The organism is Bacillus sp. BK450 (assembly GCF_004364885.1).
GTDB classification, from domain to species: domain Bacteria; phylum Bacillota; class Bacilli; order Bacillales; family Bacillaceae; genus Bacillus; species Bacillus safensis.
The window spans coordinates 56835-73517 of the sequence record NZ_SOBQ01000002.1; the positions used below are offsets into that span (position 1 = coordinate 56835).

The following is a 16683-nucleotide window of genomic DNA, read 5'->3' on the forward strand; positions in this document are numbered from 1 at the left end:
AAAATACCATAATCTAAACATAGATGGAAAATACATGTTAAAATTTCTCACATAGTTTTTCATTCACATAGGCTGACAGCTGTACAGGACAATATTTAAAGCCTGGCATTTTACTGTGCGGATCTAGTTGATCATCAATTAATAGATTAATTGATTGATGTTTGCTCCAATGAAATGGGACAAACACGGTATCTTTTCGAATGGTGTCTGAGATGCGGCATCTGATGATGACACTTCCTCTTTTTGACTTGATGGTCACGAGCTCCCCGTGCTGAAGTCCATACGTTTTCGCTGTATCAGGATGAAGCTCTGCATATGCTTCAAACTGTCTGGCAACAAGAGAGGTGCTCCTTCTTGTTTGAACGCCTGTTTGGTAATGAGCCATCACCCTGCCGGTCGTTAAATAAAGAGGGTATTCTTGACTGACGGGTTCCTTTGCAGCCTTTTTTTCGTGTGTGACGACGGCAAACTTCGCTAAACTGTCAGAATGTGAGAATGCATGTTCAAATAATCTTTCAGTTCCCGAATCTTCTAAATGAGTACAAGGCCACCTTATGCCTTGTTCCTTCCTCAGCCTTTCATAGGTTATGCCTGAATAATCAGCCTTTGCACCTTTCGTTACGGCTCTTAATTCCTCAAAGATCTCTTCTGCGGATGAAAAGGAAAAATGGCTTCCTTTGCCTAATACAGCTGCTATTTCACAAATGATTTGCCAATCGTGCTTTCTTTGGTGTTTAAGTGGATATGTTGCTTCTCTAAGCGTAACGCGGCCCTCTACGTTTGTCACGGTACCTTCATCCTCTAAATATGACGAAGTCGGTAAAATTACATCTGCCAGCGCAGCTGTCTCAGACATAAATAAATCAACGGCAACAAAAAAGGACAAGTTCTTGATGGCTTGCTGAATCAAGTGCGCGTTTGGCCCTGATTGGACAGGATTTGAGCACATTAAAAAGAGCGCTTTGATTTCACCTGCCTGCATTTTTTCAAACATTTCAAAAGCAGACACGCCCTTTCCTGGAAGTTCTTTTTCATCAATGTTCCATCGTTCAGCCATTTCTTTTCTGTGAGCAGGGTTTGAGATATCTCGATATCCTGGAAGCTGATCTGCTTTTTGCCCATGCTCTCTTGCTCCCTGGCCATTTCCCTGGCCGGTTATTGCGCCATAGCCGCATCCAAAGCGGCCGATCTTCCCAGTAACAAGCAGAATATTCAGGAAATTACGCACAGAGGCTGTACCGTCTATTTGCTGCTCAATGCCTCTTGCTGTAAAAATCATACCTGTCTTTTCTTGCGCGAATTTCCTTGCTATTTTCTGCATCACATCAATCGTCACGCCAGTTTGCTCAGCAATGTCTGGCAGGGAGATGCGTGAGATGTGCTCCTTTAGTTTTTGGAAACCTGATGTTCGTTGATGAATAAATGATTCATCGATTAAATGCTCATGCAGCATGATGTGCAATATGCCGTTTGCCAGTGCGGCATCAGACCCTGGTTTGAGGCTGACATGTAAATCGGCTAATTGGGCTGTCGGAGTTTTGCGCGGATCAATGACGATGAGAAAAGCGCCATTGTTTTTTGCCTCTTCAATGTAGGGCAGGAAGGTTGGCTGACATTCCGCTATATTCGTTCCAACCAATATCAACACCCGTGCATGCTTGATGTCGCTTAAAGGAAAGGTCAGGCCACGGTCAAGTCCGAATGTTTGATTTGCGGCAGTTGCTGCCGAAGACATACATAGTCTGCCGTTATAATCGATGTATTTCGTTTTCAGCGCCACTCTTGCAAATTTCCCGAGTAAGTACGCTTCCTCATTTGTAATTGATGCGCTTCCGTACACACTGATCACATCATGGCCATGCGACAGCTGAAGGGATTCTATGTTTGTTTTGATTTCTTCGAGAGCCTCCTGCCATGTCGCTTTTACAAATTGTCCGTTTCTTTTGATCAGCGGGTGATTCAGGCGATCTTTATGAAGCGCGTGCTGGTGGGCATGCTGTCCTTTCATACAAAGTCTTCCGTGCGTAGTTGGATTGTGTACACCAATCGTTTGGTAGCGTGTTCGCCCTTCCACATGCTGCTCGATTAATTGCATTTTGCACTGCATACTGCAAAAAGGACATTGGCCTGGGAATACTCGCTTTTGTTCTTCCTGCTTTGATTTTTGCTGGGCATATTGTAAAAAAGATTGACTCATACCTTCACTTCCTTATGTCTTACATTTCCTTGTCTGCTCTGGTCAAATTGCGCACAGAGCTCTTCTCTTATTTCCTCATCAAGTAACTTTTCTCGAATAGAAATGTTTCCTTGCCGTGACAGCCAATCGCCAATAGATTCTTGAAAGTAAGCATTTTTTCTATACTCTTCAAGCAGCGCTTTTAAAAAAGGAATAAGCTCACTTGAATGAGCCAAGGTGTAAAAAAGCTGGCCTCCTATATAAATGTTCCATTCACCCAGCTGCTTTTTCAGACAGATGTCATCAATTGGAGCAAGTTTACACGTGCAAGAAGCACCGGTGATATGAATGGAGGTGACAGCTGGTAAAAGTGTATCTTCCACTTGTCTTTCCAGCTCCATCACAAGTGACGTGACAGCTGGATCGTCACAGTCGCATGAAAGGATATGAGATAGTCTTCTTTTCTCATTAGGCATAATTGGCCAATGATTTTTGACAATTTGTGCCGCCTGTTTTGACACACCGATGAGCCGTATTCGTTTATGCTTTGTCAGCTCTGCCTGCTCAATCAGCCTGTTCTCTAACAAAGACGTAATGATTTTCAAAAAATCCAGATCAAGCCGGCCTCCATATAATTGAGGAATCAACATGTCTTCCTGTTCAGCAGCGCCGATTTTTTCCACCGATCCTTGAAATTGCTCGAGATAGTATTGAATGGCCGGCCGGCAGATGCCGCAGCCGTGATTCGTTTTCCATTGAAAATGTCTTTTTATTTCTTCAGCATTCACCGGCTGCTGCTTTTTAATAAACGAAAAAATGGTCTGCTCCTCTACTTCTGTACATGGACAAAAAAAGACCTGCGATTCCGTTTGTTCATGTGATGGTAACTGGCAGCAAGCACGGACGAGCTCTTGACAGCCGCCGCACCCAGTTGCTGCCCCTGTCTGTTTTTTCACCTCGTCTAAGTTTGTCAGCTGATGAACCGAAATGCTTTTTAAAATCGTCCCTTTTGTAACGGTTTGACATTGGCAGACGAGGTCTTCCATTTTTAATGAATCTAGTGGGGATGATGGCTTTTCATGAAGGGCTTTCATGACCACACTTTTATCACGTCCCACTTTTATATCTTGCAAAAGCTGATCGGCATTCCCCAGCTCTCCGACGAATAAAATACCTGCCAGCGCCTGACGTTCAAAGACGAATTTTTTATACACCTCTTGCTCTTCATCTAAATAAGTCACAGCTGACATAAACGGAGAATGATGTTCAATACAGCCAGCAGAATAAATCGGCAAATCAGGTACTTTTAATTTTGTTGAGTAAATGGGCTTTGGTGTATGTGTGATTTTTTCTCCTAAAAGATGCTTAGCGAGCACGCTTGCTTGTTCATAAATGGGCTGAACAAGGCCATGCACCATCCCTTGGTGCTCTGCACATTCTCCAATCGCATAAATATTCGGGATATTTGTCTCCATCACGTCATTGACAACAATGGCTTTTCTCGTGTGTATGCCATGATTCTCTGCAAGCTGTATATTCGGACGGATACCTGTTGTAAAAACAACAAGATCAGCATCCACGATATCGCCATTTTTCAATAGAACGCCTTCTACCCTCTCACCGCCTAAGCATGCAATGGTATGGGCATTTGTTTTCACCTGAATGCCTTTTCGTATGAATTTTTGCTGTAATAATCCGGCTGCTGTTTCATCTAATTGGCGCTGCATCAGCCGCTCCGTATAATGAATGATGGTGGTTTCAAGCCCCGCCATCTGCAGACCAGCTGCTACCTCCACACCAAGCACGCCGCCTCCGATCACTGCTGCTTGTTGATAATGCACCGCATCCGCACAAATGGCCTCATAATCATCAATTGTCCGAAAAGCGTATATCCCTTTTTTGGACAGACCCTGAATAGGAAGAAAATTCGGCGATGAACCCGTTGCAATGACGAGCTTGTCATAGGGAATTGCCCGGCGCGCATCTGTCATGACACACTTTCGATTTGTATCGATATGTACAACTGATTCTCCTTTGTACAATGTGATGTCATGCGCGGTGTACCATTCTTTTTCCTTTAGTTGAATTTCAGCGAATGATTCGCTTTTTTGTAAAATCGACGAAAGTTTTATTCGATTGTAGGCAGAGTGCTTCTCTTTTCCAATGACTGTTATGGCATAAAGTTCTGGCTGCTTTTGAATGATCTCTTCGATACATTTCATACTCGCCATGCCGTTTCCGATAAACACAAGTTTGCGTTTTGCCATCTGAAATCAACCTTTCTAAGCCTCTTGCTCGAGCACATTGTATGGATTGATTATGGCACACACTTGTAAAAAAGTGTTTATTCATGTCAATTTTTCTCACATAATACTTTCATTACATAAGTGAACTCGCTATCTTTAAGTCAGAAAATTCAAAATAGAGGAGGCGTTTTATGAAACTCTCAGAATTAAAATCAAGTGGTCATCCTAAAACATTGTTTGGTTCCTTTTTATATTTTGATGTGAGCTTTATGATTTGGGTTTTGTTAGGGGCGCTGGGTGCTTTTATTGCACAAGATTTTGCTTTATCAACCGTAGAGAAAGGCATGATTGTGGCCATTCCAATTCTATCTGGTTCTTTTTTTCGGATTGTGCTTGGTTTATTCACCGATCGAATAGGACCTAAAAAGACCGCAGTGATAGGAATGCTTTTAACGACGATTCCGCTTATTTGGGGGTTTATCGCTGGTACAACCCTTTCAGAGCTCGTACTGATTGGGATTTTGCTTGGAGTAGCAGGAGCAAGTTTTGCTGTTGCTTTGCCAATGGCAAGCCGCTGGTATCCTCCTCACTTACAAGGAGTAGCCATGGGGATTGCAGGCGCCGGGAATAGTGGAACACTAATCTCCACCTTATTTGGTCCAAGACTTGCGGAGATTTACGGGTGGCATGCCGTAATGGGGCTCGCTTTGATTCCGTTAAGTCTTGTCTTTTTGTTTTTTATTTTCACTGCAAAAGATGCACCAAATCAGCCCGCTCCTCAGCCGATTCGGTCGTACTTTTCAGTATTTCAAGTGAAATCGACTTGGTTTTTCTGTTTGCTTTATGCGATCACATTCGGAGGGTTTGTCGGGCTTTCCAGTTTCCTCAGTATTTTCTTTGTGGATCAATATGGGGTTTCGAAGATTCATGCTGGTGATTTTGTGACACTTTGTGTGGCGGCAGGCAGCTTCTTTCGGCCTGTGGGCGGTCTCATTGCCGATAAAATAGGCGGAATGAAAGTACTGCTTGGATTATTCGGAATCATCGGCATCTGCTTAGGAGGCGTGAGCAGTCTTCCAGCTTTACCTGTGGTCATTGCGCTTTTATTTGTAGGGATGATGTGCCTTGGGATGGGAAATGGCGCTGTTTTTCAGCTGGTGCCTCAAGTATTTCATAAAGAAATTGGGATTGTGACCGGAATTGTTGGGGCTGCTGGAGGCATTGGCGGATTCTTTTTACCTAATATTCTTGGCAGTTTAAAAGAATTGACTGGCTCATATACGTTTGGCTTTTTGACCATTTCCCTTTTTGTTCTGATTGTCTTCCTCTGTTTAGTCGTATCGCAGCTTAAACGTAAAAAAGTGTTAATCAACCATACCATTTCTGAATCATAAAAAGCCATGACCACACGTTGGTCATGGCTTTTCTTTATATTGTAACACCCTTTGTTTGACCTATTTTGGCAGAACCGAACTCCCCATTAAATAACGGTCTACCTCGTGCGCCACTTGTCTGCCTTCATTAATTGCCCAGACAATCAAGCTTTGCCCGCGTCTTGCATCTCCCGCTGCAAATACGCCTTCTACATTTGTTGTATATTCCCCATATTTTGCGTCAATGCGATTGTTTTTGCTGTCCACGCCAAAGTGTTTCACAAGCGGCTGTTCAGTTCCCTCAAAACCAATTGCAATAAAGACGAGCTGAGCAGGCCATACCTTTTCTGTCCCTGGAATTTCATGAAATTCAAACTTCCCTTGTTCGTTTTTCACCTTTTCCATTTGAATGGTATGAAGCTCTTTTAATTTTCCATTTTTATCTGCCACAATTTTTGTGGTTTGAATTGAATATTGACGCGGATCTTCTCCGAATTTTGCTTGTGCTTCTTCATAAGCATAATCCAGCGAGAAGACATAAGGCTGTTCTGGCCACATGTTATCCCCTACACGTGTATCCGGAAGCTTTGGATGCTTCCCGAATTGAACAACACTTTTTGCTTTTTGGCGAAGTGCAGTTGCCACGCAGTCCGCACCTGTATCTCCTCCGCCAATCACAATCACGTCTTTTCCTTTTGCATCAATGAAGTTTTTGTCTTTAAATCCTGAATCAAGCATGCTTTTCGTTGCAAGGGTTAAATAATCCATCGCAAGGTGAATCCCTTTTGCTTCCCGGCCTTCAATCAATAGATCACGCTGCTTTTGTGCACCTGTACAAAGGATAACTGCATCAAACTGCTCTTTCAGTTCATCAGCAGTAATATCCACGCCGATTTCTGTGTTCGTCACAAAGTCAATGCCTTCTTGTCTTAGAAGTTTGACTCTTCGCTCGACCACTTCTTTGTCGAGCTTCATATTTGGAATCCCGTATGTCAGCAGTCCGCCAAGACGGTCCGAACGCTCGAACACTGTGACAGCGTGCCCTGCTTGGTTTAATTGATCAGCACTTGCAAGTCCTGCTGGTCCTGAGCCGACAATGGCAATTTTCTTCCCTGTACGGCTTGAAGGAATTCTTGGTGTGATCCATCCATTTTCAAAACCTTTATCAATGATCGTGCGTTCGATATTTTTAATCGAAACAGCCGGATCATTGATAGCGACTGTACATGACCCTTCACAAGGTGCAGGACATACTCTCCCAGTAAACTCTGGGAAATTATTTGTTTTTTGCAGTCTTTCGAGTGCTTCCTTCCATCTCCCGCGATAGACAAGATCATTCCATTCTGGAATTAAATTGTAGATCGGGCAGCCAGACACGCCGCCCCTGATCTCCATCCCAATTTGACAAAACGGTGTTCCGCAATCCATACATCTAGCGCCCTGCTTTTTCAATACGTCATCTGTATAAGGAGCTGAATATTCTTTCCAGTCATTTTGACGAGTGAGAGGGTCACGTTCATTTGGCTTTTCTCTTTTATAATCCATAAAACCTGTTGCTTTGCCCATTGTCCTCTCCCCTTTCTTAATGAGCGAGGGCTGCTTTTTGCCCGTTTGCCGTTTCTTGATTTTTCGGTTTTGTGTTTGCTTCAAAGGCAAACATCACCGCTTCTTCATGACTGAGGCCCGCTTGTTTTTGTTCTTCAATACTTTGAAGCATCATTTTGTAATTTCTCGGAATGACTTTGATGAATTGATCCTTTTCTTGCTCCCAGTTTTCAAGAAGTGCTGCTGCTTTTGAGCTTTTTGTATAATCAAGGTGTTCCTTGATCATTTGCTTTACTTCTAGTTCTTCTTCATGATCTGTGAGCTTTTCAAACATGATCATTTCCATATTGCACATTCTTTTGAACTGTTTTGCATCCGATGTATGGATGTAAGCCACACCACCAGACATACCTGCACCAAAGTTTTTCCCAACGTCTCCTAAAATAACGACACGTCCGCCAGTCATGTATTCACAGCCGTGATCTCCAATTCCTTCAACAACCACATGTACACCTGAATTACGAACAGCAAATCGTTCACCAGCACGGCCGTTAATATAAGCTTTTCCGCTAGTTGCTCCGTAAAATGCAACGTTTCCTACAATGACGTTTTCATGTCCATTTTGTACAAAATGATCAGACGTTTTAACAGCAATTTTGCCTCCTGAGAGTCCTTTGCCGATATAGTCATTTGAATCACCTGTTAAATAGAGAGACATGCCCTTTGGCACAAATGCGCCAAAGCTTTGTCCAGCTGAACCAGTGAATCTGAGTGTGATCGTATCCTCTGGCAAGCCTTCTTCCCCGTAGCGCTTAGACACTTCACTGCCAGTAATGGTTCCGGCCACACGGTTGATATTGCGAATGTTCAATGATAGATCAACCGGTGTTTGATGATTCAGCGCTTCTTGCACATAAGGAAGGATTTCATTCATATCCAGCGATTCGTCAATTTTATGATTTTGCGGTGTTCTGAATGTCCGCGCTCCTTCTGGCTGATAAAGCAGTGTTTCAAGGTTTAGCTGGCCTGCTTTCCAGTGAGCTTTTGCTCGTTCACTGACCGCTAGGACGTCCGTACGTCCGATTAATTCATCCATTGATGTAAAGCCAAGTTCTGCTAAGATTTCTCTTACTTCCTCTGCAATAAACATCATGAAGTTCACAATGTGATCAGGGTTACCCATGAACTTTTTGCGAAGCTCTGGATTTTGTGTGGCAACACCGACTGGGCAAGTATCTAAATGACATGCTCTCATCATCACGCAGCCCAGCACGACAAGTGGAGCTGTCGCAAAGCCGTATTCTTCTGCTCCTAAAATCGCAGCCATCACAACGTCACGGCCAGTCATTAACTTTCCGTCTGTTTCAAGAACGACTCTCTCGCGAAGACCATTTAACACAAGGGTTTGATGCGCCTCTGCCAATCCAAGCTCCCATGGAAGCCCTGTGTGTTTAATACTCGTTTTCGGTGAAGCTCCTGTACCGCCATCATAACCACTGATGACAATGACGTCCGCAGTTCCTTTTGCTACACCTGCTGCAATCGTGCCAACGCCGGCTTTAGATACAAGCTTGACACTGATGCGTGCATCACGGTTCGCGTTTTTCAAATCATGAATCAGCTGGGCCAAATCCTCAATGGAATAAATATCATGATGCGGCGGTGGTGAAATCAATCCGACACCTGGCGTAGAACCACGTACATCGGCCACCCAAGGATACACTTTATTTCCTGGCAGCTGTCCGCCTTCTCCAGGTTTTGCTCCTTGCGCCATTTTAATTTGCAGTTCATCTGCATTGACCAAGTAATGACTTTTCACACCAAATCGGCCAGAAGCGATTTGTTTAATCGCACTTCTGCGGTCATCACCGTGTTCATCTACTGTAAAGCGGGCAGGATCTTCTCCGCCTTCTCCGCTGTTACTTTTACCGCCAATTCGGTTCATCGCAATCGCAAGTGCCTCATGCGCTTCTTTACTTAAAGACCCAAATGACATGGCACCTGTCTTAAAGCGGCGCACGATGGATTCAGCAGATTCAACCTCTTCCAGACGAACCGGCTTTTGTTTTGGCTGAAATGCAAACAAGTTTCTGAGGAAGCCGATTCTTTCTTCATCCGCTGCTTTTGTATATTGTTTAAATAGATCGTAATCTTCATTACGGCATGCCCACTGGAGCGTATGGATCGTTTTTGGGTTAAAAGCATGATGCTCTCCATTTTTTCTCCACTGGAATTCACTGCCTGATTCAAGTGTCTGGTCAGTTGCAGCTTGATACCCTGCTTCATGGCGGAGTTTTGCCTCATGAGCAATGGTGTCAAGATCAATCCCGCCAAGCTGAGAAGCTGTTCCTGTGAAATACGCTTGAATGACGTCTTCACTAATCCCGACTGCTTCAAAGATTTGCGCGCCTCTATAGCTTTGCACAGTGGAAATTCCCACTTTGGACATGACTTTGACGACACCTTCTGTCACGCTTTTACCAAACTTTGTAACAGCTTCATCAAAGCTGATCGAAATCGCTTCATCTTTAATCAGCTGTTTGTACGTTTCATAGACAAGGTAAGGGTGAATCGCATCTGCGCCGTAGCCAATTAGTGCGGCAAAATGATGGACCTCTCTCACCTCTCCAGATTCAACGATCAGACTGACCTTTGTCCGTAGACCTTGACGCACAAGATGCTGATGAAGTGCACTTAGCGCAAGAAGTGGTGGAATCGGTACTTTATGTGCTGTCATTTCACGATCTGAAAGGATTAATAAAGAGACACCTTCTCTGATCGCTTTTTCCGCCTCTTCAAACATCGCATCCAGTCCGCGCTTTAAATCATCGGTGAAAAGTGTATGAATGGTTTTGCTTTTAAAGGCATTATGAACAATCGTTTTCAAGCCGTTAAATTGTCCGCTCGTTAAGACCGGTGTATAAAGTTTAATTCTTCGGCATGAATATTCATTCGGATGTAAAATATCGCCTTCGGCACCTAACCAAGTCATGGTTGATGTCACGAGCTGCTCACGAATGGCATCAATCGGCGGGTTCGTGACTTGTGCAAACAGCTGCTTAAAATAATGAAAAAGAGACTGCGCACGATCTGATAACACAGCAAGCGGTGTGTCACTTCCCATTGAACCGATTGGATCCTTGCCTTCCTCTAGTAAAGGAATTAAATACTTTTGAATGTCTTCATACGTATAATGGAACGCACGCTGACGCGTCAATAAATCATCCATTATACTAGAATTTTCTGAATTTTCTTCCGATCGATTGACGTGGACCATTTCTTCATCGAGCCATTTTTGATAAGGCAGTTCATTCGCAATGGTCGATTTCACTTCTTCGTCAGAAATAATTCGTCCTTCTTCTAGATCAATGAGCAGCATTTTACCAGGCTCAAGACGATCTTTATACTTCACATCTTCTTCATTTGTGTCAATTACGCCAACCTCAGAAGAGAAAATGATATGATCATCATTCGTGACATAATATCTTGCCGGTCTCAATCCGTTTCGGTCTAAGATGGCCCCGATTTGTTTCCCGTCCGTAAAGGAAATGGCTGTTGGTCCATCCCACGGCTCCATGAGAGAACTATGGTATTCATAAAATGCCCGTTTCTCTTTCGACATGTGCGTGTTTTCCGTCCAAGGCTCAGGAATCAGCATCATTGCTGTATGAGCAGGTGTACGGCCTGCAAGCACAAAGAATTCAAAGGCATTGTCTAAAATGGATGAATCACTTCCGTCTGCATTCAGCACAGGCAAAATCTTGTCTAAATCGTCTCCGAAGGCTTCAGATACGAATTGTTGTTCTCTTGCTCTCATCCAATTGATGTTTCCTCTTAATGTGTTGATTTCCCCGTTGTGAATTAAGTAACGGTTTGGATGGGCTCTTTCCCATGTAGGAAATGTATTTGTACTAAATCTTGAATGAACAAGTGAAAATGCAGAAACAAATGTTTCATCCTGTAGATCAAGATAAAAAGCATCGACTTGATCTGATGTTAAAAGCCCCTTGTATACGATGGTTTGACTCGACAGGCTGACAAAGTAAAATTGCTTTTCCTCTCTTGTTCCCCAGTTCTCAGCCTGCTTACGGATGACATATAATTTTCGTTCAAATGACAAACGATCTGTGATGTTGTCGTTTGCTCCGATAAAGACCTGTCTCACAACCGGACAGCTCTTCGCTGCGACAGTACCAATTTTTCCTGGATCGACAGGAACCGTTCTCCAGCCAATTAACGTTTGGCCTTCTTGTTTAATGAACCCGTTGATTTTCTGTTCGATGGCTTGACGCGTTTTTTCGTCATCATCTTTTGAAAAGAAGACCATTCCTACCCCGTAACGGCCTTTTTCAGGAAGTGCAAATTCTTTGCAGTTCTTTCTAAAGAAAGCGTCTGGCAGCTGTACCATTAAACCGGCACCATCACCTGTATACGGATCACTGCCTTGCCCGCCGCGATGATCAAGCTGGCACAGCATTTGTAATCCCTTTTTGACGATGCTATGTGTCGCCTCCCCTTTTAAATGAGCGTACAGTCCGATTCCACATGCATCATGTTCAAATTCAGGACGGTAGAGACCTTGTGGTTGTGGTAGTTGATTATAAGTCATCGTTTCTCTCCCCCGTTTAAAAGATCCGTTTTTTCACAGTAATAAAATCTCACAAACTCTGTAACTTATTTTAAGTTTTCAAATTGATATAAACAATATATAATTTAGATCAAAACAATCTCTTTTTGAGATAGATGGGTGTGAAGTGCAAAAATGGAGCTTCGTCAGTTACGTTATTTTGTAGAAGTCGCAGACCGTGAACACGTGTCAGAAGCGGCTGAAAACTTACATGTTGCCCAATCTGCCATCAGCCGGCAGATTGCGAATTTAGAAGAAGAACTTGGAGTGGTCTTATTCGAACGAGAAGGACGAAATATCAAATTAACGAAGATCGGCAGACAATTTTTAGATCATGTCAGAACTGCACTCAAAGCCATTGATTATGCGAAAGAGCAAATTGATGAATACTTAGACCCGCACAAAGGAACGGTGAATATTGGCTTTCCTACAAGTCTAGCAAGCCAAGTACTCCCTTCTGTCATCTCCGCCTTTAAGCAGGAATATCCAGAGGTCGATTTTTTACTTCGTCAAGGATCCTATAAATTTCTCATTGAAGCGGTCAAAAATCGAGATATCGATCTCGCCTTTTTAGGACCCGTACCGACAAACGATTCTCAAATAGAAGGAAATATTTTGTTTTCCGAAAGCATTTATGCCCTTTTACCAGTTAGCCACCCCTTTAGCGGACAAAGGAGTATTCATTTAAGTGATTTAAGAAGGGATCATTTCGTGTTATTTCCTGAAGGGTATGTGCTGAGACAAATTGCGGTTGATGCTTGCAAGCAGGCAGGCTATGAGCCTACCATTTCATCTGAAGGAGAAGATTTGGATGCGATTAAAGGTCTCGTATCGGCAGGTATGGGTGTTACCTTATTACCCGAAAGCGCCTTTTATGAAACAACACCGCGATTTACAGTGAAAATTCCGATCGATTTTCCTCAAGTGAGACGAACGGTTGGAATTATTGCATCTAAAACGCGCGAAATGTCTCCTTCTGCCCATGATTTTTATGTGTTTGTGAAGGATTTCTTTTCTAAAATTGAACAATATAAATAATTCATTAAAAGAAGACATTTCATTTGTAGAAATAATCCCTCTTTGTATATGATGGGTTACAGAACAAAAGACTATATGGAAGAAAGGTATTCGTATGAAATCAATTTTATCGTTTTTAAAGCCGTATCGGCTGTCCGTTGTGTCCATTGTCATTCTCACCTTTTTAAGCAGTATGCTCCAGCTGTATTTACCGACGTTAACAGCAGATATCGTTGATGTCGGTATCGTCCAGGGAGATATTGCTTACATATGGAAGGTTGGTGGCTGGATGGTGGCTTGTTCTTTACTCGCCATTTTGCTCACCATTTGGAAGTCTTACTTGTCATCAAAGACAGCACTTGGCTTCGGCCGTGATATGAGAAGACAGCTGTTTGTGCATGTCGAACAATTTTCATTAGAAGAATTTCAAAAGATCGGCACATCTTCCTTTATTACAAGATCAACAAATGATGTGAAACAAGTCCAAGATGTGACGATTATGATTTTACAAATGATGACGCGGGCCCCGCTCATGCTTGTGGGCGGAATTATTTTGGCTGTTTCCAGGGATGCTGTCCTGTCTCTTATCTTTTTAGCGGCCCTCCCCCTTCTTGGCGGATTCATCTATTTGGTGTCAAGAAAAGCCATCCCTCTATTTGGCCAGCTTCAGAAAAAAACAGACCGGCTGAATTTAATTATGCGAGAATCTCTTTCAGGCATCCGCGTCATTCGTGCTTTTAACCGTGTGGATGATGAAAAGGAGCGATTCCAAGAAGCCAACACGTCTTATAAGGATACTGGTCTTAGAGTCAACCGATTAATGGCTTACTTGTTTCCATTTATGCTAATCATCATGAACTTCACGAATATCGGCATTGTCTGGCTTGGTGCAAACCGAATTGATGCCGGAGAAATGGAAGTTGGGAATCTCATTGCCTTCATTCAATATGCGATGATGATTTTAATGGCACTGATTATGCTGTCGATGAGCTTTATTATGGTCCCAAGAGCACAAGCGTCAGCTAAACGCATGAATGAAGTGTTAAACATGGAACCAAAAATTCAAGACAAAGAAGAGTCTATGACTGACCTTCACAAGCCCGCTCAATCCATTCGCTTTGAGGATGTGTCATTTTATTACTCAAATGCTGAGAAACCGGCCGTTCAAGGTATCACGTTTGAAGCCAAAACTGGTGAAACGACAGCCATCATCGGAAGTACAGGTTCTGGGAAAACAACGCTTCTCCAGCTGATGACGCGCTTTTATGAAGTGACAGAAGGCCGGATTACACTAGATGGTGTAGACATTAGAGAGCTGCCTCAAGAGAAACTGAGAAACCAGATGGGCTATGTCTCTCAAAAAGCTGTTTTATTCAGTGGAACCATTGCCGAGAATGTGCGCTTTGGCAAGCAGGATGCAAGCGATGAAGACGTCTGGCAGGCGCTGCGAACTGCGCAGGCCGAAGAATTTGTTTTGCAAAAAGATGGCGGAATTGATGCAGAAATTGATCAGGGTGGTTCTAACCTATCCGGCGGCCAAAAGCAGCGGCTTTCCATTGCAAGGGCGCTAGTGCGAAAACCATCATTCTATCTGTTTGACGATAGCTTTTCAGCACTTGATTACAAAACAGATGCAAAGCTGCGGGCATCATTAGAAGCAGAAAAAGCACATGCAGCCCTCATCATTGTGGCTCAACGAATCAGCACAGTGAAGCATAGTGATAAAATCATTGTACTTGATGAAGGTAAAATCGCAGGTATCGGAACACATGAACAATTAATAAAGGATAATCTTGTATACCAAGAGATTGTCGCATCTCAGGAAGGTCAGGAGGTGAGCGAGAATGAGTAAGAAAATGTCTTCTGGCATGGGGCATAAAGGCGGCCACCCTAAAGGGCCAGCCGCAAAACCGAAGGAATTTAAGAAAACACTGCTACGTTTGACAGGCTACTTAAAACCAAGGAAATTTCAGCTGATCATCGTCTTTATTGCAGCAATTGGTTCAACTGTCTTTAACGTCATTAGTCCAAAGCTGCTTGGGGATGCCACCTCTTCCCTATTTGACAGCTTTACGAATGGAACAGCCGTTCAATTTGACGTCATTTCACGAATTCTTTTACTGCTTGTCGTGCTGTACGTCGTTGCCTCCCTCTTTTCATTCGTTCAGCAATATGTCATGGCTGGTGTCTCTCAACAGACCATTGCTGAATTACGGCAGGAAGCAAATGACAAGCTCACACGTCTCCCCCTGCGTTATTTTGATAAAACAACCCATGGGGACACGCTAAGCCGTGTGATGAATGATATCGATAATATTAATACATCGCTTCAGCAGGCGCTCACCCAAGTGATTACATCTGTGATTACAGTCATTGGGATTGTCGTCATGATGCTCTTCATCAGTCCGCTGCTTACATTGCTTGTTTGTTTGACGCTGCCACTCAGCCTGTTTGCGATTCGCGGTATTACGTCATTTTCTCAAAAGCATTTTAAAGCGCAGCAAAAAGAGCTTGGCACGATCAATGGACATATCAATGAGATGTTCACAGGACATCAGACAGTTCGTGCGTATGGCTACGAAAAGAAAGCAATCGATACATTTGATGAATTAAATGAAAAGCTGTATGAATCATCAAGGAAAGCGCAGTTCATTTCTGGTTTAATGATGCCAATGATGACCTTTATCGGGAACCTTGGCTATGTGGCAGTCAGTGTAGCCGGCGGGATTCTAGTCATTAACGGGAATATTCGTGTCGGGGATGTGCAGGCGTTTATCCAATACACACAGCAAATGTCTCAGCCGCTTGTGCAAGCATCAAGCGTCGCAAACTTAGTTCAATCAGCGATCGCTTCTGCTGAAAGGGTCTTTGAAATTCTTGATGAGGAAGAAGAAAGTACCGAAGAAGATGCGGCAATTGATCTTGCATCACTCTCAGGCGATGTGAGCTTTGAACAAGTTCAATTCGGATATGAAAAAGATCATCCGATTATTAAAGATTTGAATTTAGATGTGCAAGAAGGACAGACGGTTGCCATTGTCGGACCAACAGGCGCGGGAAAAACGACCATCATTAATCTTTTAATGCGTTTTTACGAATTAGATCAGGGCTCCATACGCATTGGCGGTGTCAAAACAACTGACCTCAGCCGTCAGCAAGTACGAGAATTATTTGCGATGGTTCTTCAAGATACATGGCTCTTTGAAGGAACGATTTATGACAACATTGCCTATGGCAGGCAGCACGTTTCCAAAGAGGATGTCATCAAAGCCGCCAAACATGCCTATGCAGATGATTTCATCCGCACGCTACCAGATGGATATGACACACTGTTAACAGAAGATGCAGGCAACCTGTCTCAAGGTCAGCGCCAGCTGTTAACCATCGCCCGTGCCATTTTATCTGATCCAAAGATCTTGATATTAGATGAAGCAACAAGCAGTGTGGATACACGGACAGAGATGCATATTCAAAAAGCAATGAATGAATTGATGAAAGGCAGAACGAGCTTCGTGATTGCACACAGACTTTCAACGATTAAGGATGCAGACCTTATTTTAGTCATGAAGGATGGAAGCATCATTGAAAAAGGATCGCACAGCGAACTTTTAAAACAAAAAGGCTTCTATGCAGACTTATATATGAGTCAATTTGCCGAAAATCAAGTGGGATAACATCAAAAAAAGAGGATAGACACGC

The 16683-nt window shown here is 43.3% G+C and carries 8 protein-coding genes; 4 read left to right on the top strand and 4 right to left on the bottom strand.

Going from position 1 to position 16683, the window contains the following annotated elements; genetic code table 11:
• Positions 1-37: 37 nt before the first annotated feature.
• Together nasC and EV579_RS05360 are read right to left on the bottom strand one after the other, a co-directional pair.
• Positions 38-2197, bottom strand: a complete 2160-nt coding sequence (nasC, locus tag EV579_RS05355; RefSeq protein WP_044332985.1) for an assimilatory nitrate reductase catalytic subunit NasC — start codon at positions 2195-2197, stop codon at positions 38-40.
• Complete coding sequence (locus tag EV579_RS05360) at positions 2194-4443, bottom strand: FAD-dependent oxidoreductase (protein WP_133744096.1); 2250 nt, start codon at positions 4441-4443, stop codon at positions 2194-2196. The genes nasC and EV579_RS05360 overlap by 4 nt, the downstream gene beginning before the upstream one ends.
• Positions 4444-4613: 170 nt before the next feature.
• On the opposite strand from EV579_RS05360, the gene EV579_RS05365 reads away from it, so the two are divergent.
• Entirely contained in the window at positions 4614-5816 is a 1203-nt protein-coding gene (locus EV579_RS05365; protein ID WP_034621383.1) for a nitrate/nitrite transporter, read from the top strand.
• A 60-nt stretch (positions 5817-5876) separates the two neighbouring features.
• Here the strand turns inward: EV579_RS05365 and gltD are convergent, their stop codons facing one another.
• Both gltD and gltB read right to left on the bottom strand, forming a co-directional pair.
• Positions 5877-7361, bottom strand: a complete 1485-nt coding sequence (gene gltD / locus EV579_RS05370; protein WP_024428371.1) for a glutamate synthase small subunit — start codon at positions 7359-7361, stop codon at positions 5877-5879.
• 16 nt (positions 7362-7377) lie between these two features.
• Entirely contained in the window at positions 7378-11949 is a 4572-nt protein-coding gene (gltB, locus tag EV579_RS05375; RefSeq protein ID WP_133744097.1) for a glutamate synthase large subunit, read from the bottom strand.
• 153 nt (positions 11950-12102) lie between these two features.
• Between gltB and gltC the strand changes: the two genes are divergently transcribed.
• The 3 genes from gltC (at position 12103) to EV579_RS05390 (ending at position 16658) form a co-directional block, all read left to right on the top strand.
• Complete coding sequence (gene gltC, locus EV579_RS05380) at positions 12103-13005, top strand: glutamate biosynthesis transcriptional regulator GltC (protein WP_133744098.1); 903 nt, start codon at positions 12103-12105, stop codon at positions 13003-13005.
• Between the two features lie 94 nt (positions 13006-13099).
• Entirely contained in the window at positions 13100-14836 is a 1737-nt protein-coding gene (locus tag EV579_RS05385; protein ID WP_133744099.1) for an ABC transporter ATP-binding protein, read from the top strand.
• On the top strand, positions 14829-16658 hold the full coding sequence (locus EV579_RS05390) for an ABC transporter ATP-binding protein (RefSeq protein WP_025093146.1): 1830 nt from the start codon (positions 14829-14831) through the stop codon (positions 16656-16658). Before EV579_RS05385 ends, EV579_RS05390 begins: the two co-directional genes overlap by 8 nt.
• Positions 16659-16683: the final 25 nt, after the last annotated feature.

Excerpts from the sequence above, each read along its gene's own strand:
- nasC (WP_044332985.1), bottom strand. The coding sequence starts at position 2,197 with ATGAGTCAATCTTTTTTACAATATGCCCAGCAAAAATCAAAGCAGGAA.
- EV579_RS05360 (WP_133744096.1), bottom strand. The coding sequence starts at position 4,443 with ATGGCAAAACGCAAACTTGTGTTTATCGGAAACGGCATGGCGAGTATG.
- EV579_RS05365 (WP_034621383.1), top strand. The coding sequence starts at position 4,614 with ATGAAACTCTCAGAATTAAAATCAAGTGGTCATCCTAAAACATTGTTT.
- gltD (WP_024428371.1), bottom strand. The coding sequence starts at position 7,361 with ATGGGCAAAGCAACAGGTTTTATGGATTATAAAAGAGAAAAGCCAAAT.
- gltB (WP_133744097.1), bottom strand. The coding sequence starts at position 11,949 with ATGACTTATAATCAACTACCACAACCACAAGGTCTCTACCGTCCTGAA.
- gltC (WP_133744098.1), top strand. The coding sequence starts at position 12,103 with ATGGAGCTTCGTCAGTTACGTTATTTTGTAGAAGTCGCAGACCGTGAA.
- EV579_RS05385 (WP_133744099.1), top strand. The coding sequence starts at position 13,100 with ATGAAATCAATTTTATCGTTTTTAAAGCCGTATCGGCTGTCCGTTGTG.
- EV579_RS05390 (WP_025093146.1), top strand. The coding sequence starts at position 14,829 with ATGAGTAAGAAAATGTCTTCTGGCATGGGGCATAAAGGCGGCCACCCT.